Here is a 19,562-nt window from a genome sequence, read left to right as displayed (position 1 = left end):
GGCGACCGGCGCGCGACCCGGCACCCCGCGTCACCTCCCGCCCCCGCCCTTCCTCACCACCGAACGAGACCGCCGCCATGTCCGTGACCACCACCGCCCCGTTCCACCTCGACGACGACCAGCGCGAGATCCAGGCGATGGCGCGCGCGTTCGCCGACGAGCGGATCGCACCCCACGCCGTCGACTGGGATCACGACAAGACCCTGCCCGTCGACGTCCTGCGGGCGGGGGCGGAGCTGGGCTTCGGCGCGATCTACTGCGACGAGCGGTTCGGCGGCTCGGGCCTGACCCGGCTCGACGCGGCGCTGATCTTCGAGGCGCTCGGGACCGGTTGCCCGACGATCGCGGCCTACACCTCGATCCACAACATGGCGACCTGGATGGTCGACCGCTTCGGCAGCGACGAGCAGCGCGAGAGATGGATCCCGCGGATGGCGTCGATGGAGCTGCTCGGCGCCTACTGCCTGACCGAGGCGGGGGCCGGCTCCGACGCCGCCGCGCTCGCGACCACGGCCGCGCGCGACGGCGACGAGTACGTCCTCAACGGCAGCAAGCAGTTCATCTCCGGCGCGGGCTCGGCCGGCGTCTACGTGGTGATGGCGCGGACCGGCGCGCCCGGGCCGAGGGGGATCACCGCCTTCGTGATCGAGGACGGCACGCCCGGGCTCTCGTTCGGCAAGCAGGAGGAGAAGATGGGCTGGCGGGCGCAGCCGACCGCCGCCGTCAACTTCGACAACCTCCGGATCCCGGCCGCCAACCGGCTCGGCGAGGAGGGCAGCGGCTTCTCGATCGCGATGGCCGGCCTCGACGGCGGGCGCCTCAACATCGCCGCCTGCTCGATCGGCGGCGGACAGTCCGCGCTCGAGAAGACCATCCGCTACGTCGGCGAGCGCGAGCAGTTCGGCGGGCCGATCGGGCGCTTCCAGAGCATCCAGTTCTCGGTCGCCGACATGGCCACCGAGTTGGAGATGGCCCGGACCTTCCTCTGGCGCGCCGCCGCCGCGCTCGACGCCGGCGACCCGGACAGGACCCGGCTCTGCGCGATGGCCAAGCGGGTCGCCACCGACGTCGCGATCGAGGTCGCCGACACGGCGCTCCAGCTGCACGGCGGCTACGGGTACCTCAGCGAGTACGGTCTGGAGAAGATCGTCCGCGACCTGCGGGCGCACCAGATCATCGAGGGGACCAACGAGGTGATGCGCGTGATCGTCTCCCGGGACGTGCTGGGACGGATCGGCGCATGATCGTCGGGACCCCACCCGTCACCAACGAGCTGCCGCGCGCGACCGCCTCGCGCAAGGCCCTCGCGAGGAGAGCTGCATGAGCGACGCGAACGCGGGCCCCGCCACCGAGACCTCCAGCGACGAGCTCCTCGTCCGGACGGCCGGCCGGCTCGGGCGCCTGACCCTCAACCGGCCGAAGGCGATCAACGCGCTGACGCTCGGGATGGTGCGGGCGCTCGATGCCGCGCTCGACCGCTTCGAGAACGACCCGGCGATCGGGGTCGTGCTGCTCGACGGCGCCGGCGAGCGCGGGCTCTGCGCCGGCGGCGACATCACCGTCCTGCACGAGGCGGCCAAGAGCGGCGAGCACCAGCCGGCGCTGACCTTCTGGGCCGAGGAGTACCGGCTCAACGCGCGGATCGCCAGCTTCCCGAAGCCGTTCGTGGCGATCATGGACGGGGTCGTGATGGGCGGCGGGATCGGGCTCTCGGCCCACGCCAGCCATCGGCTCGCGACCGAGCGGCTGCTGAGCGCGATGCCCGAGGTCGGGATCGGCTTCGCGCCCGACGTCGGCGGCACCTGGCTGCTGGCCCACGCCCCGGGCGAGCTCGGCACCCACCTCGCGCTGACCGGCGACCGGCTCGGCGCGCACGACGCGATCGCCGCCGGCCTCGCCGACCGGATCATCGCCACGGCCGCGATCCCGGGCCTGCTCGCCGAGCTGGAGACGGAGAACGTCGACCTCGCGATCGAGCACGCCGAGGACGTCGACGTCGAGATCCCGCGCGGCAAGCTCTCCGCGGCCCGTCGCTGGATCGATCAGGCCTACGCGGCCGACACGGTCGAGGAGATCGTCGCCCGGCTCGGCGAGCGCGACGAGCCGGAGGCGGCGAAGGCCGCGGCGGCGCTGGCAGCGAAGTCGCCGACCTCGCTCAAGGTCACGCTCCGCGGCCTCCGCAGCGCCCGCGAGCTGCCGAGCCTGGAGGCGGCGCTGGTCGAGGAGTTCCGGATCTCGTCGGCGTTCCTCGACACCCCCGACTTCGTCGAGGGGATCCGCGCGCAGGTGATCGACAAGGACCGCAACCCGCAGTGGCAGCCGTCGCAGTTGGAGGACGTCGCCGACGCCGACCTCGACCGCTACTTCGCCCCGCTGGGCGACAACGACCTGGAGCTGAGCGCATGAGCCTCGACCTGAGCGACCCGACGACGACCACCGTCGGCTTCATCGGCCTCGGCCACATGGGCGGCCCGATGGCCGTCAATCTGGCGAAGGCCGGCTACGCGGTCCACGGCTTCGACCTCGTGCCCGAGCTGCTGGCCAAGGCCGAGGCCGGCGGGGTCACGCCGGTCGCGAGCGTCGCCGCGGCCGTCGACGGGGCCGACGTCGTCCTGACCTCGCTGCCGAACGGCGCGCTGGTGCTCGGCGTCTACCGCGGCGACGACGGTGTCTTCGCGAACGCCAAGCCCGGCGCGCTGCTGATCGACACCTCGACGATCGACGTCGACGACGCCCGCACCGCGGCGGCCGAGGCCGAGGCGGCCGGGCTGCTGGCGCTCGACGCGCCGGTCTCCGGCGGCGTGGTCGGAGCCGAGGCGGGCACGCTCGCGTTCATGGTCGGCGGCAGCGAGGCCGCGTTCGCCGCCGCCGCGCCGGTGCTCGATGTGCTCGGCGCGAAGGCCGTCCGCTGCGGCGACTCCGGCGCCGGCGAGGCGGTGAAGCTCTGCAACAACATGCTGCTGGCGATCCACCAGATCGGCGTCGGCGAGGCGTTCGCGCTGGCCGAGAAGCTCGGCGTCGACGACCAGGCGTTCTTCGACGTCGCCTCGGTCGCGACCGGCACCTGCTGGGCCCTGAACGTCAACTGCCCGGTGCCCGGCCCGGTCCCGGCGAGCCCGGCCAACCGCGACTACCAGGCGGGCTTCGCGGTCGGCCTGATGAACAAGGACCTCGGCCTGGCGATCGCCGCGGTCGAGAAGAACGGCGTCCACGCCGAGCTCGGTCGCCACGCCGCTCAGGTCTACGCGTCGCTCAACGAGGGCGAGCGCTCGGGCAAGGACTTCTCGGTCGTCTACCGCGAGATCGCCGAGCGGTCGGGGATCGACGGCTGAACGGCGGGCGGGCCGGACCGGCCCGCCCCTCCACGCTCGGCGACCCGACCGGTCCGGCGGGCGGCGCGGGGCCGGACGCTAGGCGATCTGCGGGGCTTCGCCCGGACCGAAGCCGGCCTCGAGCACCCGGGCCGCCGCCTGCGGCACGGTCGCGGTCGCCTCGCGGACGGCCTGCTGGGCCGCGTCCATCGCCTCGGCGACGCCGGGTCGCTGGTGGAAGGCCGCGAGCACGACCTCCTCGACCTGCTGCCGCAACCAGCCGAGCTGCTGGGCCGCGCGCCGCCGTTCCAGCTCGCCGCTCTGCTCGGCGTGGGCGCGGTGCGCCTCGACCGTCTCCCAGATCTCGGCGAGACCGGTGCCCTCGACGGCGCTGGCGGTCAGGACCGGCGTCTTCCAGCCGGGCGTCGCGTCGGGCAGCATCCGCAGCGCGTGGCGGTAGTCGCCCGCTGCCCGCTTGGCGAGCCTGAGCGCGTCGCCGTCGGCCTTGTTGACGACGATCAGATCGGCGACCTCGACGATCCCGCGCTTGATCCCCTGGAGCTCGTCGCCGGCGCCGGGCACCAGCAGCAGGCAGACGCAGTCGACCAGCTCGGCGAGCTCGGCCTCGGACTGGCCGACCCCGACCGACTCGACGATGATCACGTCGAAGCCGGCGGCCTCGCAGAGGACCATCGCCTCGCGCGTGCGACGGGCGACGCCGCCGAGCACGCCGGACGTCGGCGACGGCCGGATGAAGGCGTCGTCGAGCACGCTCAGCCGCTGCATCCGGGTCTTGTCGCCGAGGATGCTGCCGCCCTGGCGGGTGCTCGAGGGGTCGACGGCGAGCACCGCGACCTTGTGGCCGCGCTCGACCAGCCAGACGCCGAGCGCCTCGATCGTCGTCGACTTGCCCGCGCCGGGGACCCCGGTGAGGCCGATCCGGCGCGCGCCGCCTGATGCGAGTCCCTCCCGCCCCAACCGGGCCATCACCTCCTGGGCGAGCGCCCGGTCGGAGGCGAGCGTGCTCTCGGCGAGCGTGATCGCGCGGGCGAGGACCGCCCGGTTGCCGGCGGTCAGGCCGGCGACGAGGTCATCAACGGAGGGGCGCGGGCGCATCGAAGGTCGGGCAGGCGGGGTCGGGACGCAGGTGGGGCGGAGGCGCGAACGCGGACGACGGCAGGCGCGCTGCGCCGCCGCGGGGTCGCGCCGGACGACTCTAGTCGACCGCGAACGCCGCCGCCGGGGGCGGCTCGTGCGCCTCTCGGGGCCACGTTCGGGGGCCCCGCCTGGGCCATGCGTCGCGGGCACTGTTCACGTCAGCGCCCGCCTCCCTGCCCGCGCATGTCTATCAGGAAACGGTGTGCGCCACAACGAAATACCTGCAAATCAGAATAGTTATGGCCTGGACGGTCCGAACTTGATCGTAAGACAAATCTTTCCCCGAGCGGTGACACGTTCTGTCTATGATCTTCCGACGCTTGGTAGCAACCTGGCGTCAGTAGTCATCGACGAGGGAGAAGTGCTCTTGCCACGCAGCAGGGAACGGCGCTCGGGGAGCGCCACACAGGTGCCGACCGGTGCGTCATCCGAACCCCTGTCCACCGACGGTCCCGGGAGTGCCCGTCAATCCGCACGCCGCCGGGTCGGCACCGCCGCCCTTGCCGCCGTCCTGGCGGGGTCGGCCCTCGCCGCCGTCGTCCCGTCCGCCGCGCACGCGGACCGACCGGAACGGGTCTTCGAACGCGTGACCCCCGGAGGCAAGGGCGGGAACCGGATCGCAAACGGCGTGCGCGCCACGCCCGAGGGCAACGATCTGGCCTTCGGCTCCTTCGCCGCCATCGGGGAGATGCCGAACGCCGTCTTCAACAGCTTCTACACCGCCCGGCGGGGCCCGACCGGCTGGCGGTCGGACGCGCTGGTCCCGAAGCTGTTCGAGCCCAATCCGCTGCTCCCCATGGGCCTCACGCTCCAGGGGCTCAGCGACGATCTGCGTACGGCCTTCGTCTCGAGCATCGGGGCGTTGGGCCCGAGCGACGCCAACGGCCTGGCGGACGTCTCGAAGGTCGTCGCCGGTGGCACCTCGACCTGGATCAGCCCCGCGCTGACGCTGCCGGACACCTCCGCGGCAGCGGCCGCGGTGGTCAACAACAGCGCCGACGGGCGCTACGCGATCCTCAAGACCTCGAAGCTCATGTTGCCGGGCATCCCCGGTGCCGGAGAGCTGTACCGCTCCGGTCCCGACGGCGTCGAGCTGCTCAGCGTCCTGCCGGGGAACCTTCCCTCCGGCGGCGCCCAGCTGGGCAACGGCCGGGCCGGGGACCTGAACGCGCTCTCCGACGACGGACAGACCGCCTTCTTCACCACCACGACCGGGACGCCGCAGCTGTACATGCGCCGCGGGCAGGTCACGAAGCTGATCTCGGCCGACACGGGCGGGGCCCCCGGTACGGCGGGCTCGACCTACTGGGCCGCGACGGCCGACGGCTCGCGGGTCTACTTCTCGTCCACCAGCCAGCTGACCGCGAACGCGCCCGTCGGCGGTGGGTTCTACTCCTACGACGTCGCCAGCGGGACGCTGCGGCTGCTGTTCGGCGGCGCACTGGCGGGCGTGAAGCTGTCGCCGGACGGCTCGCGGATCTACGTCCTGTCGAACGCGGCGCTGGTTCCCGGAGTGCCCGTCGGGCAGAACCTCTTCTACGTCGACGACGACGGCGTGCACCACGTCAGCCCGCTCCACAACGGCGACGCCTCGCTCTGGAGCCGGGGCGATGGCTACGTCCCGTTCGGCCTGACGCCTGACGGCAGCTCGTTCGTCTTCGCCAGCCGGGCGAAGCTGACGAACACGGTCCTCAACGGCGCGAAGCAGGCCGTCTACCGCTACGACATCGACGGCAACACGATCAGCTGTCTCTCGTGCCCCCCCGACGGCTCGCCGGTGACGCAGAACGCCAGCCTGGTCGACGGGGAGTACCTCACGTCGGTCGGGATGTCGATGTCTCGCGGGATCACCGACGACGGCAAGCTGGTCGTCTTCGATGTCGGCCAGGATCTGCTCCCGGAGGACACCAACGGCCTTCCTGACGTCTACGGCTACGACGACGACGGGCTCTTCCTGATCTCGAACGGAACGGCGGGCAAGACGGCGCGTGTGGTCGCCCTCAGCGCCGACGGCCGCGACGTCTTCCTCCGGACCAACGAGACGCTGGCCGCCGACGACACCGACGGTGGCTACGTCGACATCTACGACGCGCGGATCGGCGGCGGCTTCCCGGCCGCGGCCGAGCCGCCGTGCAGCGTTCTCACCTGTGATCGGCCCGACGAGGCCCCGACGGTCTTCGCGCCCGTGGGCCTCGGCTCGCTCGGCGTCTTCGACGAGGGCATTCCGGTCGAGCCGATCGCGAAGAGGACCAGCTTCAAGGTGACGGCGATCAGCGCCGCGAACCGCAGCAGCTGGGCGCGGAGCGGTCGCTTCGGCCTGAAGGTGACCGTCGACGCTGCGGCCACGGTGACCGCGACGGCGAAGGCCAGCGGCGGCAAGCAGGCGGCCCGCGCGCGAACCTCGACCAAGGCCGCGGGCAGCGTGACGTTGCCGTTGCGGCTGTCGAAGGCGTCGGCGGCGGAGCTGAAGCGCAAGGGGCGCCTGAGGTTGACCGTGACCGTGTCGGTCAGCGGCGCGGACCAGGCGTCGAAGGCGACGGTGACCCTCACCGCGAAGAAGCCGGCCAAGAAGGCCGCGAAGAAGGCGTCGAAGGCCAAGGCCGGCGCGAGCACGAAGGGCACGCGATGAGCGCGCGAACCGTCCCGACGACCTCCAACAAGGACCAGTCCATGTCCCGTCCGCGTCCGGCCCGTGCCGCGCGTCGTGCGTTGCGTGTCTGCGCCGCCGCCCTGGTGGTGGCCGGCATCGCCGCCCCGGCGGCCTCGGCCGACTTCGGCATCCACGACGTCGAGCTCAGCGCCACGCCGACCCAGGCCGGCGCCCGCGCCGACTTCCGGGCGGCGTTCTCGTTCAACACCCTCACCCCGGTGCTGCCGGACGGGGGCGTCAAGCACGTGCGGGTCTCGCTGCCGCCGGGGCTCGTCGGCGATCCGAGCGCCGTTCCCCAGTGCGACCCGTTCCTGTTCACCACGCTCAACGCGCCGTGTCCGGTCGAGACCCAGGTCGGCGTGGTCCAGCTGACCTACACCCTCCAGGACCCCAACAACATCCTGGTGCGGAACCAGGCGGTCTACAACCTGCCGCCCGAAGGCGACACGGCGGCGGCGTTCGGCTTCAACGTCTCCTCGGCGCCGAACGTCGAGATGGTCGCCAGCGTGCGCGGTGACGACTTCGGCCTCGACACCGACGTCGCGAACATCAACCAGTCCGCCCGGCTGCTGAAGCAGGACATGACGCTGTGGGGCTCGCCGGCCGACCCCTCCCACGACGGCGATCGCGGCCTCTGCCTGTACAGCAGCAACCTGTGCCCGAGTGCCGCGCCGCCGCGCGGGTTCATGCGCAACCCGACCCGCTGTGACGCCGACCTGACCGCGACGGTCAGCGTCGCCTCCTGGCAGCACCCGGAGGTCTTCCGGCACACCCCGGTCACGTTGCCGGCGCGCACGGGCTGCGAGGACGTGCCGTTCGAGCCCGAGGTCACGATCACCCCGAAGGCCGACGCGGCCGACGCGCCCAGCGGGCTCGACGTCGAGCTGAAGCTCCCGCAGACGCGCGAGCCCGGCGAGATCACCAGCAGTGACCTGCGCGACGCCGTCGTCACGCTGCCGAAGGGCTGGAGCATGTCGCCGTCGGCGGCAGCCGGGCTCGAGGCGTGCGACGACGACGGCATCGGGATCGGCAACGCCGACCCGGTCGACTGCCCCGTCGCCTCGCGCGTCGGGACGGCCACGATCGACACCCCGCTGCTCGAGAAGCAGCTGCAGGGGCCGATCATCGTTGGTCCGTCGCCGTCGCTCGGGCGCTACCGGATCTACGTCGTGGCCGAGGGCCAGGGCGTGCGGATCAAGCTGCGGGGCGAGATCGTCGCCGACGCCAAGACCGGTCAGCTGACGACCTCGTTCCTCGATTCGCCGGAGCAGCCGTTCTCGCGCTTCGCGCTGAGCTTCGACGCCGGGGACCGGGCTGTGCTCGCGTCGCCGGCCGTCTGTGCCAAGGACGAGGCCACCGTCGCGCTGACCCCGTGGTCATCGTCGGTCGCCAAGACCTTCGCCAGCACGCTCGCCTTCCCGGGCAGCGACGACTGCGCGCCGCGGCCGTTCACGCCGACGTTCAGCGCCGGCGTGAGCAACGCCAAGGCCGGGGCCGCGACCGCCTTCTCGCTCCAGATCGGGCGTGAGGACCGGACCCAGGAGGTCGGCGCGATCACCACGATCAGCATGCCCAAGGGCCTGGTCGCCGACGTCGGCTCGGTCCCGCTCTGCGCGGCGGCCCGGGCGGCCACCGGCGACTGCCCGGCGGCCTCGCAGGTCGGCCGGACCGAGACCCTCTCCGGTCCCGGTCCGCGTCCGCTCGGCCTGACCGGCAAGGCGTACCTGACCGAGGGCTACCGCGGGGCGCCGTACGGCCTCGCGATGGTGATCCCGGCGGTCGCCGGACCGTACGACCTCGGGACCGTCGTCGTGCGCTCCGCGATCCGGATCGCGCCCGACGCGCAGGTGACCGTCGAGACCGATCCGCTGCCGACGATCCTCGGCGGCGTGCCGCTGCGGATGCGCTCGATCGGCGTGGTCCTCGACCGCCCGGGCTTCATGCTCAACCCGACCAGCTGCGCGCCCTCGGCGATCACGGCCGGGCTGCGCTCGATCGAGGGCACGACGGTCGACCGCTCGAGCCGCTTCCAGGTCGGCGGCTGCGCGGAGCCGGGGCTCCAGCCGAAGCTCGGCCTCTCGCTGTCCGGGGCCGCGAAGGAGTTCACGGACAACGGGCACCCGACGCTGACCGCGCGGATGGATCCGCGGGCCGGTGATGCGAACCAGAAGCAGGTCGCGGTGAAGCTGCCGCTGTCGTTGGCGCTGGACGCCGACAACGCCTCGGGCCTGTGCGAGCCGGCGGCTGCGGCCGCCAACGCCTGCCCGGCGTCGTCGATCGTCGGGAGCGCGAAGGCGCTGTCGATCCTGCACGAACCGCTGACCGCTCCGGTCTACTTCATGCGCGGTGAGCGGACGGATCCGAAGACGGGTCGCGTCATCAAGACGCTGCCGAAGCTGTTCGTGCCGCTGAACGGCAACGGGGTCACGATCCCGATCACCGCCAGCAGCTCGGTCGAGAACAACCAGCTGACGACCACGTTCGACGAGCTCCCGGACGTGCCGCTGCGCTCGTTCGACCTCACGATCAACGGTGGCAAGAACGGGATCCTGGCGGTCACCAACGGCGACTACTGCTCCCGGCGCTCCTCGCAGCGGGCCGGCGCGTCGTTCGCCGGGCAGAACGGCCGCAAGCATCGGGCCGAGCTGCTGGTGACGTCGTCCTGCGCGCTCGGGATCGTCGGCAACGGCCGCACCCGCGACGCGGCCAAGCTCGCCGTGACCGGGATCAGCGCCGGCAAGCTCGTGCTCTCGGGCAAGGGCATCGTCAAGACGACCCGCTCGATCAAGTACGCGACGGTCGCGACGGTCCGGACGAAGCTGGCCGCGGCGACCCGCCGTCAGCTCGACCGCGGTCGCAGCGTGAAGCTGACGGTCAAGGCCTCGTTCACCCCCGCCGGGGCGAAGCAGGCCAAGACGACGACGAAGACCGTCGTCCTGCGGGCGATCAAGAAGGCGAAGCGGTAGGGGGCGGCTCAGCGGGGCGGGCGGCGGATGGGTCGCCGCGTGCCCCGCTGGAGTGGGGCTGATGCGGATTTACCGCCGTATAGGCCCGAAACCCGCATCAGCAGCCCCGGCGCTGTCTACTCCGCCGGCCGTGCCGGACCGAGCGGCAGCGGGCGAGACGTATCCGCGCGTTCTGGCGGTGGCCAGGATCGTCGCCGCGACTCGGGACGGATCGCGGAGCATCACGCTGGTGAAGCGCAGGGTCATCCAGCCGGCGGCGGCGAGGTCCGCGTCACGCGCACGGTCGCTGTCGAACGAGGTGCTGCGGTCGTGGGCGGGGCGACCGTCGGCCTCGACGATGAGGCGCAACCCGAGCCACGCGAAGTCGGCCCGGTAGCGCTGACCGCTGGCCCCGACGAGCGGGTGCTGCGGAACCGCGGCCGGGAGCGGCAGCCCGGCCAAGAGCACGGCTACGCGGTCTTCCAGCGGGGTCTGCCCGAGCGCCGCTTCGGTCGTCTGGGGGTCCGCCTCCCGGGCGACCGATCGACCCGGGTGGTAGGGGCGGAGCCGCAGGGCAGCGGCGATCGCCCCCGGGCCGAGCAGCCGCTGGTACTCGGCCTCGCGAATCAGCTTCCGGACTTGGCCGACCGATGCTCCGGTGGCGCAGTCGAGGATCGTCCGCGCCGGACTCGTGACCGGTAGCCCCTCGACGATCGAGACCTCGACCGGCAGCAGCGTCCGGGCCCGGTGGGTGCGCACGGCGGTGGAGGTGCGGCCGCCCGTTCCGGTGAGCGTCACGTGCTGACGGTGCCGCGTCGTCGGGGCCAGCCCGTAGGCCTGTGCGGCCGACCAATGACTGAGAACGGCACCGGTCGTGGTGTCGCGGCTCGGGTGGGTCGCGCCGACCTCGGCGTAGATCTCCCTGCCGATGTCCCGCGTCCCGGCTCTGGGGGCCGTCCCGACCTCGGCGTGTCTCCCGGCCCTGGCGTCGCGACGAGGCTTGGGCCCGTATCCGACCTGCGGGTCGACGGCGAGAACGGCAGCGTACCGGTGGCCCCAGGAACTCACGTGGGGGCCGAGCGAGTAGACGCTCCGGACCACCAGGACGAGACGCCCGTTGCGGATCCGCGAGGAGATCGCGTCCGGGGTGAGCCCGCATCCGAGCAGCTGCCGCCTGGCGACGACGCCGTGTTGCCGGAGGACGACCTCCGCGATCCGCTCGTTGGACACGGGGCGATCCTGCCGCACCTCGACGCGCAGGTGACCGTCAAGCCGTGCCGATTGCACGACGAACCTGTGCCAACTTCCTGCTGATGCGGATTTGGTGCCTTATAGGCCCGAAATCCGCATCAGCAGCTACCTCTCCCGCGCCGCCGCGCCCGCGTACCGCGACCCGCCGCGAACCCCGTGCGTCCTCAGCCCGCGGGGACCTCCAGCTCGAGCTTCTCCATCATCAGCCGCAGCAGGTCGCCGGCGGCCTCGCCGATCACGGTGCCGGGCGGGAAGATCGCGTCGGCGCCACCGGCGCGCAGCTCGTCGAAGTCCTGCGGCGGGATCACGCCGCCGACCACGACCAGGACGTCGGAGCGGCCGAGCTCGTCGAGCGCCTTGCGGAGCTGGGGGACCAGGGTCAGGTGGCCCGCCGCCAGCGACGAGGCGCCGACCACGTGGACGTCGGCCTCGACCGCCTGACGGGCGACCTCCTCCGGCGTCTGGAAGAGCGGCCCGATGTCGACGTCGAAGCCGAGGTCGGCGAAGGCGGTCGCGATCACCTTCTGGCCGCGGTCGTGGCCGTCCTGGCCCATCTTCGCCACCAGGATCCGGGGCCGGCGGCCCTCCTGCTGCTCGAACGACTCGACCAGCGCCTTGGTGTCCGTGAACGACTGGCTCATGTCTCCGACCTCGCTGCGGTAGACGCCGGCGATCGAGCGGATCTCGGCGGTGTGACGACCGAAGACCTGCTCCAGCGCGTCGCTGATCTCCCCGACCGACGCGTGCGCGCGGGCGGCGTCGACGGCGAAGGCCAGCAGGTTCGCGTCCTCGCCGCTGGGCTTGCGGGCCGCCTCGGTCAGGCGCGTCAGGGCCCGCTGGCAGCGGTCCTCGTCGCGCTCCGCCCGCAGCCGCTCCAGCTTCGCGATCTGGCGGGCGCGGACGTCCTTGTTGTCGACCTTGAGCACGTCGATCTGCTCGTCGACCTTCGGCTGGAAGCGGTTGACGCCGACCAGCGTCTGCTGGCCCGAGTCGATCCGGGCCTGGGTGCGGGCCGCCGACTCCTCGATCCGCAGCTTCGGGACCCCGGCGTCGATCGCCTTGGTCATCCCGCCGAGCTCCTCGATCTCCTCGATGTGGGCGAGCGCGCGCTCGGCCAGCTCGGCGGTCAGGCGCTCGATGTAATAGCTGCCGCCCCAGGGGTCGATGACGTCGGTCGTGCCCGACTCCTGCTGGAGGAACAGCTGGGTGTTGCGGGCGATCCGGGCCGAGAAGTCGGTCGGCAGCGCCAGCGCCTCGTCGAGCGCGTTGGTGTGCAGCGACTGGGTGTGGCCCTGGGTCGCGGCCATCGCCTCGACGCAGGTCCGCGGGACGTTGTTGTAGACGTCCTGCGCGGCCAGCGACCAGCCGGAGGTCTGGCAGTGGGTGCGGAGCGAGAGCGACTTCGGGTTCTCGGGGCCGAACTCGCGCTGCATCAGGTTCGCCCACAGCAGGCGGCCGGCGCGGAGCTTGGCGACCTCCATGAAGAAGTTCATCCCGACGGCCCAGAAGAACGACAGCCGCGGCGCGAAGCGGTCGACGTCCATCCCGGCGTCGATCCCGGCCCGGACGTACTCGATCCCGTCGGCGAGGGTGTAGCCCAGCTCGAGGTCGGCGCTCGCCCCGGCCTCCTGCATGTGGTAGCCGGAGATCGAGATCGAGTTGAACTTCGGCATCTCCTGCGACGTGTAGGCGAAGATGTCGGAGATGATCCGCATCGACGGCGCCGGCGGGTAGATGTAGGTGTTGCGGACCATGAACTCCTTCAGAACGTCGTTCTGAATCGTTCCGGACAGCTTCGCGGCGGGCACGCCCTGCTCCTCGCCCGCGACGATGAACAGCGCCAGGATCGGCAGGACCGCGCCGTTCATGGTCATCGAGACCGACATCTTGTCGAGCGGGATCCCGTCGAACAGGGTCCGCATGTCGAGGATCGAGTCGATCGCGACCCCGGCCATCCCGACGTCGCCCGCGACCCGCGGGTTGTCGGAGTCGTAGCCGCGGTGGGTCGCCAGGTCGAAGGCGACCGAGAGGCCCTTCTGGCCGGCGGCCAGGTTGCGGCGGTAGAACGCGTTCGACGCCTCGGCGGTGGAGAAGCCCGCGTACTGGCGGACCGTCCACGGCTGGTTGACGTACATCGTCGGGTACGGCCCGCGCAGATTCGGCGCGAAGCCCGGCTTGGTGTCGAGGAAGTCGAGGTCGGCGACGTCCTCCGAGCCGTAGGCGGGCTGGAGCGTGATGCCCTCGGGCGCGTCGAACCGCAGCTCGTCGAGCGGCCGGCCGCTGGCCTCGGTGGCGGCGGTCTCGATCGTCTCGCGGGTCGCGGGCTGCTCGACGACCCCGCCGAGGGTCGCGGTCGAGAGGTCGGGGACGTTCGTGCTCATCGGGAGACCTCCGTCGTGTCCGTGGCCGGGATCGCGGAGCCCGCCGTCCCGGTCGCTCCGGTCACGGCGAGTGCGTCGCCGAGGACCCGGATCATGTCGACCCCGTCGCGGATCGCGAGGTCGGCGCCGCTGGCACTGGCCTGCTCGTCGCCGGCCTGGACCAGGTAGACGACCTGGGCGCCCGCGCCGCGCAGCGCGCTGACCGTCGCGGCCAGGCGCTGCTCCGTCTCGTCGCGACCGAAGCAGACGGCGGCGAGCGGGGTCGGGGCGGCCGCGAGCGCGGCGGCGGCAGCGGCCGGATCGTCGAGCGGGTCGCTCTGGATCGCTGCGAGTCCGCCGACGCCGAAGAAGTTCTGGGCCCAGGTCGCCGCGGCGGCGTGGCCGGCCAGCGGGCCGAGGCAGGCGAGGAAGACGCGCGGCCCCTCACTGTCGACGGCGGTCTCGTCGAGGCCACCGGCTCCGGCGGCGGCCGTCCGCAGGGCCTCGAACGGCGCGGCGTCGCGGTGGACGGCGAGCCCGCCCGGGGCGTCGGCGACCGGGGCGGCGCCGCGCATCGCGACCAGCTCGTCGACCCGGGCGCCGGCGTCGGCGGCGTCGATCAGGGCGGCCAGCAGGCCGGGGCCGTCGGCCGGCGGAGCGGCGAGCACGCCGTCGGCCAGCGCCGGGCGCTCGGCGAGCCGGGTCGCCTCGTGCGCGGCGAGCTTGTCGCGGTCGATCCGCTCGGGGTGGACCTTGTCGTCGCCGAGCAGCGGGAAGACGTTGACGCCGGTCATCTCGCGCTGGCGGTGGGCGAGGGCGGACTCGCGGGCCGCGGCTTGCTCGCCGAGCTCGGTCGCCCAGCGGCCGCTCTGCAGCTCGGCGAGCGGGCCGCCGTTGGCCTCGGTCTGCTGGATCCGCTCCCACGCCGCCTGGGCCAGCGCGTCGGTCAGCGACTCGACGTACCAGGAGCCGCCGGCCGGATCGGCGACCCGGCGAACGCCGACCTCGTCCTGCAGGATCAGCTGGGTGTTGCGGGCGATCCGGCGGCCGAGGCCGCTCGAGCCGGCGCCGCCGACCGCGTCGACGACGACCGTGTCGAAGGGGGTGATGCCGAGGCCCTCGGCCCCGCCGACCGCGGCCGCGAAGCCGGCGGTGGTCGCGCGCAGCATGTTCGACCAGGGATCGATCCCGGCCAGCATCCGGTCGCTGGTGCGGGCGAGCGTCGTCGAGCGACGGGCCTCCTCCGGCACGCCACTCAGCTCCAGCACGCGGGCCCAGAGCCGGCGGACGGCGCGGAGCTTGGCGATCTCCTGGAACTGGTCGGGGCCGACGGCGAGCGTGAACTCGATCTGGCTCGCGGCCCGGGCAGGCTCGAGGCCGGCGTCGTCGGCGGCCCGCAGGTAGGCGATCCCGGTCGCGATCGCGATCGCCAGCTCGCGGGCGGCGGAGGCGCCGGCGTTGACGTAGGGCCGCGTGTCGACGGCCAGCGCCCGCACCTGCGGGTGGCTGTCGGCGACCTCCCGGGCGATCCGGCCGGCCAGTCGCACGGCCTCGGCCGGGTCCTCGCCGAGCGCGCCGGTCGCGGCGAGCGTGCCGAGCGGATCGATCCGCAGCGAGCCGCGGGCCTGGGCCGGGTCGATCCCCTTGCGGCGCAGCAGCGCCAGCAGCAGGGCGGCGGTCGCGACGCCCTGGGCGCCGCCCTCGAGCGCGATCGGGGCGAGGTCGAGGTGGGTGCCGTCGAGCGTCTGCTCGAGGTCGTCGACGGTCGAGATCATCACGCCGTCGTGGCCGCGGGTCGCGGCGAAGCCGTCGCTGCCGGGGGCGTGGCCCTCGCGCGCGGCCCGGTCGAGCCGCAGCTCGATCGCGGTCACGCCGCCCTCGAGGTCCTCCAGGATCGCGGCGCGCGCGGCCTGACGGTCGGGCTGGGCCTGCTCCTGGCGGATCTCCCAGGGGACGTCCGCGGAGCCGGAGCCGACGCCGCGCACGAACGGGGCCTGGCCCGGGACGCCACCGGGATCGGGCGCGAGGGCATCCTCGCGCGTGTACAGCCAGGCGACCGCTAGACCGTCGTCGGTGGTCGAGGCGGGCGTGACGCCGGCCTTGCCCTTCGTGGCCGCGTCCTGCCACTCGTCGTGGGTGACGGACGGGAATTCGGCGGCCAGCGGCTCAGGCATCTAGGTGCTCCATCGAGGGTCGCGTGGAGGTGGGAAGCCGGAGACGACCCCGCACCAGAACCGTCTGGGGCACGACCGAGGACCTCCTACCGCAGCCCGCGGAGCATAGCTCTCGCCTGCTGATGCTGGCTGGTTGGACAGCGGCCCGGGCGACTGATGGCGCGATCAGGAACAGGCAGTGCCGGTGGGGCCGCCGGTCAGGCCGGGTCCGGCGCCTCGGCGATCCGCACGCCGCGGGCCAGCGCGCGGCCGGCGTAGCCCCGCCAGAACGGGGCGATCGCCCGGACCAGCAGGCCCATCCCGCGGCGGGGATGGAACCGGTAGGTCCAGCGGATCTCGGTCCCGCCCGCCGTCTCGCGGAACCACCAGGCGCCGTCGGCGTAGTCGACGAGTCGGCCGAGCGTCCCGCCGAACGGACCGACCTGGTACGCGAAGTGGGCCGGCCGCTCGTAGGCCGTCAACCGCTCCGGGGCCGCGCTGCCGTCGGCCAGCTCGACGATCCGCGAGGCGCCGACCGCGCTCCACGGGCCGGTCTGGTCACGGGTCTGCGCGACCGCCGGGATCGGCCCGAAGCGGAGGAAGATCCGCGGCAGGTCGATCGGCGCGATCACGTCGAACGCGCGCTCGGGGGCGGTCCGCGACTCGGCGCTGACGGTCACGGAGATCGCACGCATCGAGCGCAGCGTACATCGTCACCGGCGGGTCGTCGCCGGGCCCACGCCCGCTCAGCGGACCGCGTCGCTCGTCTCGTTCGCGGCGACGTCGCTCTGCGGGACCAGGCCCCAGCCCTCCAGCGCCTTGCGGGTCTGCTCGGCGGCGTCGACGTTCAGCGGGCCGCTCGTCCACATCGCGTAGGGCAGGTTCAGGAACCGCTGCTCGCGGACGGCGGGCAGGTCCTTGACGCCGGCCCGCGACTTCAGGACCTCGACCTTGTCGGCGAACGTCTGCGGCGGGTAGTCGACGAACAGGAAGGCGTCGGGCTTGGACGTGATCACGCGCTCCCACGAGACCTCGGTCCAGGTGTCCTGGAGGTCGGCGAGCGCGTTCGTGCCGCCGGCCGCGTCGAGGATCGCCTGCGGCGCGCCGAGCCGACCGCTCGAGTAGACGGCCTTGGTGCCGCTGTCGAAGAGGAGGATCACCGGCGGCTTCGCGGCCTTCGGCGCGGCCCGGAGGGCCTTCAGGCGGGCGTCGATCGCGTCGATCGCCTTGCTCGCGTTGGCCTCCCGGCCGGTGATCCGACCGAGGTTGCCGAGGTCCGTCCGCAGCGCGGTCCACGGATCGACCACGCCGCGGGCCTTGCTGCCGCGGCGCTTGCAGCTCTCGGTCAGGGTGTAGGCGGCGATCCCGTCCTTGGCGAGCGTGTCGGGGGTCAGGGCCTTGGCCGGGTCCCAGCCGTAGCCCCAGCCGGCGACCATCACGTCGGGCCGCTGGGCGAGGACGGTCTCGCGCGCGGGATACGTCTTGGAGACGTCGTTCAGCCCGTCGACCGCGGCCCCGTAGTGCTTGCGCAGGACCGGCGCGTCGCGCTGGACGCTGCTGACGGCGGCGATCTGGTCGGCCGCGCCGATCGCCAGCGCCATCGAGATCATGTTGCCGTCGTTGACGAACAGCCGCTGGGCCGGGGCCGGGAAGGTGACCGGCGTGCCGCAGTTCTCGAGCGTGACCGTCGACGCCTTCGCGGTCGTCGTGGCGGCGGGCGTGGCGTCGCTCGTGGCGTCGTCGCCCCCGCAGGCGCTGAGGCCGAGGGCGAGTCCGGCGGCGGCGACGGCGAGCAGCCGCCGGGCCTGCGGCGAGGAGGAGCGGGGGAGGCGGGTCATGGGCGGAGCTCGGTCTCGTGGGTGGTGAACAGCAGGTGGGTGTGGCCGGTGCCGGGGTGCACGACGCGGACCGCCTCGACGCCGAAGACGGCCAGGATCGTCTCCGGGGTCAGGACGTCGTCGGGACGCCCGATCGCGTGGATCCCGCCCTCGTGGAGGACGGCGACCCGGTCGCAGACGGTCGCGGCGAGGGTCAGGTCGTGCATCGCCACGATCACCGTCTCCTCGAGGTCGCGGACGACCCGCATCAGCGCCAGCTGGTGACGGATGTCGAGGTGGTTGGTCGGCTCGTCGAGCAGGAGCAGCGGCGCCTCCTGGGCGAGGCCGCGAGCGAGCAGGACCCGCCGCCGCTCGCCGCCGGAGAGCTGCTCGACCGAACGGTCGACCGCGTGCTCGAGGTCGACGACCCGGAGCGCGGCCAGCACCGCCCGGCGCTCCTCGGCGTCGCCGCCGGCCCACGGCGCGCGGTGGGGCGTGCGGCCGAGGGCGACCAGCTCGCCGACGAGGAGGTCGGCGGGCAGCTCCTCCTCCTGCCCGACCATCGCGATCTCCCGCGCACGCTGGCGGGAGGAGCGGTCGCGGAGCGGGCTGCCGTCGAGCCGGACCTCGCCCGCGGCGGGTGAGCGGACCCCGGCCAGGACCCGCAGCAGCGTCGACTTGCCGCTGCCGTTCGGGCCGACGACGCCGAGCATCTCGCCGTGGCGGACGTGGAGGTCGACGCCGCGCACGATCGTCCGCTTGCCGATCGCGCAGTCGAGGCCGATCGCCTCCAGATGCGGCGGACGGCCGTCGTCGGGCCGGTCCGCGAAGCGGTCGCCGTGGGTCACGAGGCACCCCCGAAGCGGTAGCGGCGACGGCCGAGCAGGAGCAGGAAGACCGGGGCGCCGATCAGACCGGTGACGACGCTGAGCGGGATCTCGGTCGGCCGCACCACGACCCGCGCGGCGACGTCGACCCAGACCAGGAACAGCGCCCCCGCGACCGCCGCGACCGGCAGCACCGCGCGGTGGCGGGCCCCGACCAGCAGCCGCGCGATGTGGGGGAGGACCAGGCCGACGAAGCCGATCCCGCCGGCGACCGCGACGAGCACGCCGACCAGCACCGCCAGCAGCACGAACAGCAGGTTGCGCAGCAGCCGGACCGGGACCCCGAGCGCGGCCGCGGTGTCGGGGCCGGCGGCGAGCGCGTCGAGCCAGCTGCTGCCGGCCAGCAGCAGCGCGCTGACGACGGCGACGGTCACCAGCGGCAGCAGCAGCTGGTCCCAGGCCGCGCCGGAGAGGCTCCCCAGCAGCCAGAAGAGGACCGACTGGGCGGCCTGGGGATCGGCGCTGCGGAAGACGAGGAAGCTGGCGAAGGCGGAGAACGCGGAGGACAGGACCGTGCCGGTCAGGACCAGCCGCAGCGGGGTCAGGCCGCCCTGGGCGATCGCGATCGCGAACACGAGCAGGGCCGCGCCGAGCGCCCCGACCAGGGCCCCGAACGAGAGCGCCCAGAGCCCGGCCCCGGCGAACAGGCCGGTGGTGATCACGGCGGTCGCGCCGACGCTGGCGCCGGACGAGACGCCGAGCAGGTACGGGTCGGCGAGCGGGTTGCGGACGAGCGTCTGGATCCCTGCCCCGGCGACGGCGAGCCCGGCCCCGACGACGATCGCGAGGAGCGTCCGGGGGACCCGGATGTCCCAGACGATCGCGTCGTAGGTGGGGTCGGTCCGGCCGCCGAAGAGCCGCGCGTCGAGCACGTCGAGCACGATCCGCGGGGCGAGCGGCTCGGCCCCGAACCCGGTCGAGAGCACCGCGCTGATCGCGAGCAGGACGAGCAGCACCAGCAGGACCACCGGGGTCCGGACCCGGCGCAGGGCAGGCATGCCGGCGTTGGCGTTCGCCGCCGCGGACACGG

Annotated in this window: 13 protein-coding genes; 5 read left to right on the top strand and 8 right to left on the bottom strand. The window is 73.3% G+C overall.

Annotated features, from left to right (window positions below; translation table 11 throughout):
- The first annotated feature begins 77 nt into the window (after positions 1-77).
- The 3 genes from ACVUH9_RS17495 to mmsB all read left to right on the top strand — a co-directional run bounded on the left by ACVUH9_RS17495 (position 78) and on the right by mmsB (position 3,332).
- Positions 78-1,244: an acyl-CoA dehydrogenase family protein gene (locus ACVUH9_RS17495; protein ID WP_475759201.1), complete on the top strand. Its 1,167-nt coding sequence runs from the start codon at positions 78-80 to the stop codon at positions 1,242-1,244.
- A 76-nt stretch (positions 1,245-1,320) separates the two neighbouring features.
- Positions 1,321-2,406, top strand: coding sequence for an enoyl-CoA hydratase/isomerase family protein (locus tag ACVUH9_RS17490; protein ID WP_475759199.1), 1,086 nt, complete (start codon positions 1,321-1,323; stop codon positions 2,404-2,406).
- Complete coding sequence (mmsB, locus tag ACVUH9_RS17485; protein ID WP_475759197.1) at positions 2,403-3,332, top strand: 3-hydroxyisobutyrate dehydrogenase; 930 nt, start codon at positions 2,403-2,405, stop codon at positions 3,330-3,332. The genes ACVUH9_RS17490 and mmsB overlap by 4 nt, the downstream gene beginning before the upstream one ends.
- Positions 3,333-3,410: 78 nt before the next feature.
- Here the strand turns inward: mmsB and meaB are convergent, their stop codons facing one another.
- The gene (meaB, locus tag ACVUH9_RS17480; protein ID WP_475759195.1) at positions 3,411-4,427 is read right to left on the bottom strand and encodes a methylmalonyl Co-A mutase-associated GTPase MeaB; all 1,017 of its coding nucleotides are present in this window, start codon (positions 4,425-4,427) and stop codon (positions 3,411-3,413) included.
- Positions 4,428-5,097: 670 nt separating this feature from the next.
- Here meaB and ACVUH9_RS17475 point away from each other — a divergent pair.
- Together ACVUH9_RS17475 and ACVUH9_RS17470 are read left to right on the top strand one after the other, a co-directional pair.
- Positions 5,098-7,098 carry a TolB family protein gene (locus ACVUH9_RS17475; RefSeq protein WP_475759193.1) on the top strand — a complete coding sequence of 667 codons (2,001 nt, stop codon included), beginning with the start codon at positions 5,098-5,100 and terminating at the stop codon, positions 7,096-7,098.
- Positions 7,095-10,085 (top strand): hypothetical protein, encoded by a 2,991-nt coding sequence (locus ACVUH9_RS17470; RefSeq protein WP_475759191.1) that lies wholly within the window; start codon positions 7,095-7,097, stop codon positions 10,083-10,085. The genes ACVUH9_RS17475 and ACVUH9_RS17470 overlap by 4 nt, the downstream gene beginning before the upstream one ends.
- Before the next feature lie 69 nt (positions 10,086-10,154).
- Here the strand turns inward: ACVUH9_RS17470 and ACVUH9_RS17465 are convergent, their stop codons facing one another.
- From ACVUH9_RS17465 to ACVUH9_RS17435, 7 genes are all read right to left on the bottom strand, one after another.
- Positions 10,155-11,294: a DUF559 domain-containing protein gene (locus ACVUH9_RS17465; protein ID WP_475759190.1), complete on the bottom strand. Its 1,140-nt coding sequence runs from the start codon at positions 11,292-11,294 to the stop codon at positions 10,155-10,157.
- A 185-nt stretch (positions 11,295-11,479) separates the two neighbouring features.
- Positions 11,480-13,696, bottom strand: a complete 2,217-nt coding sequence (gene scpA / locus ACVUH9_RS17460) for a methylmalonyl-CoA mutase (protein WP_475759188.1) — start codon at positions 13,694-13,696, stop codon at positions 11,480-11,482.
- Positions 13,693-15,849 (bottom strand): methylmalonyl-CoA mutase family protein, encoded by a 2,157-nt coding sequence (locus tag ACVUH9_RS17455; RefSeq protein ID WP_475759186.1) that lies wholly within the window; start codon positions 15,847-15,849, stop codon positions 13,693-13,695. Before ACVUH9_RS17455 ends, scpA begins: the two co-directional genes overlap by 4 nt.
- A gap of 197 nt (positions 15,850-16,046) precedes the next feature.
- Positions 16,047-16,523, bottom strand: coding sequence for an SRPBCC family protein (locus ACVUH9_RS17450; RefSeq protein ID WP_475759184.1), 477 nt, complete (start codon positions 16,521-16,523; stop codon positions 16,047-16,049).
- A gap of 51 nt (positions 16,524-16,574) precedes the next feature.
- Entirely contained in the window at positions 16,575-17,666 is a 1,092-nt protein-coding gene (locus tag ACVUH9_RS17445) for an ABC transporter substrate-binding protein (RefSeq protein ID WP_475759183.1), read from the bottom strand.
- Entirely contained in the window at positions 17,663-18,493 is an 831-nt protein-coding gene (locus ACVUH9_RS17440; RefSeq protein ID WP_475759181.1) for an ABC transporter ATP-binding protein, read from the bottom strand. The genes ACVUH9_RS17445 and ACVUH9_RS17440 overlap by 4 nt, the downstream gene beginning before the upstream one ends.
- On the bottom strand, positions 18,490-19,530 hold the full coding sequence (locus tag ACVUH9_RS17435) for a FecCD family ABC transporter permease (RefSeq protein ID WP_475759179.1): 1,041 nt from the start codon (positions 19,528-19,530) through the stop codon (positions 18,490-18,492). Before ACVUH9_RS17435 ends, ACVUH9_RS17440 begins: the two co-directional genes overlap by 4 nt.
- Positions 19,531-19,562 lie beyond the last annotated feature (32 nt).

The sequence above is a fragment of the Patulibacter ginsengiterrae genome (assembly GCF_056269115.1).
This window is presented reverse-complemented; position numbering and strand designations above follow the sequence as displayed.